1 protein-coding gene is annotated in these 1317 nt (G+C 44.9%); it reads right to left on the bottom strand.

Annotation, left to right across the window (positions count from 1 at the left end; all coding sequences use genetic code 11):
- Positions 1-222: 222 nt before the first annotated feature.
- Positions 223-1242, bottom strand: coding sequence for an IS110 family transposase (locus FEK66_RS25560; RefSeq protein ID WP_135381310.1), 1020 nt, complete (start codon positions 1240-1242; stop codon positions 223-225).
- Positions 1243-1317: the final 75 nt, after the last annotated feature.

Below are 1317 nucleotides of genomic sequence, written 5' to 3'. Positions count from 1 at the left end.
TACATCTATGGACTACCTCCGTTTTGCAAGTACTGAATCAGGTTTTAGGTTGTTGCTTACATCTATCCGGCATCAGAAATATCTGTGCCCAAATGGGGAATCCGCACACAATCGCCTCAACAACTGGACGGCCACGAAGGCCAATATAATAGTCAGGTTCCGATCGTGCAGGTTCAACCAGTGGCCATTTTTCAATACTTTGCAACTTTTAAAGGTATGCTATTACACTGCCGGTCTGTACTCTGTTTCATTGTGAAGAATTGACCAAATAATTCGGGCATTTTTATTGGCGACTGCAACGGTTGTTTTGTTAAATCCTCGTCGTTCTTTTAGCTGATTAACCCATTGATTTAAGTAACCCTCATTATTATTTGCAGCCACTCTAACGACTGCCCGGGCTCCATGAATAAATAAGGTTCGCAGGTGCTTATCGCCTTTTTTGGTCATGTTCATTAGCACCTGTCTGTCACCACTGGAGTGCTGCCTTGGTACTAGTCCCAACCAGGCTGAGAAATGACGGCCATTTTTGAATTCAGTTCCTTTGCCGATCGCAGCAACAACTGCAGTAGCTGTTTTAGGGCCAATACCTTTAACTTTGGCAATCCGCTGACAAGCTTCAGATTGTCGGAAAACAGTATCAATTTCTTTATCAAAAAAGTTGATACGACGACCAAGATCGTTAAAAAGATCATAGAGTTCTGCGATCGTTCTGCGCATTCTGGCACTAAGACCATTTTCTGCGTCTTCCAGAATCAGCGGAACAGCGTGACGAACTCTGGAGACAGCCGCACCGATTGTTATTCCACGGTCAAGCAGCAGTCCTCTGATTTGACAGACTGTCGCAGTTCGGTGATTAACAATACGCTGTCTTGCCCGGTGCAGAGCCTGAATATCCTGCTGTTCCGGGCTTTTGGGTGGTACGAATTGCATTGTTGGTTGCATCAGAGCAATTGCGATAGCCTGTGCATCATTACCGTCATTTTTTTGCCCGCGGACAAAGGGTTTTACATACTGGGGACTGATCACTTTTACCTTATGTCCCAGTTTTTCGAACTCACGCTGCCAGTAAAATGCGCCCGTGGAGGCTTCCACACCAATCAGGCAGGCCGGAATATTCGCGACGGTCTGTAGTAACGTTTTACGATCAGTGCGTTTTTTATAAACCGGTTTACCCGCCTGATTTAATCCACAAAGCTGAAAAACATTTTTAGCCAGATCAATACCGAGATAGATAACATTCATGATAATGCTCCTGCTGAGTATATTTTGTTCAGTTAACCTCAGAGGGAGGAGGTAGTCCATCCCATTAACTGGAAG

The sequence above is a fragment of the Escherichia sp. E1130 genome, from assembly GCF_005781065.1.
Taxonomy (GTDB): domain Bacteria; phylum Pseudomonadota; class Gammaproteobacteria; order Enterobacterales; family Enterobacteriaceae; genus Escherichia.
The sequence above is the reverse complement of the archived record's forward strand: the minus strand, read 5'-3'. Positions and strand labels throughout refer to the sequence as shown.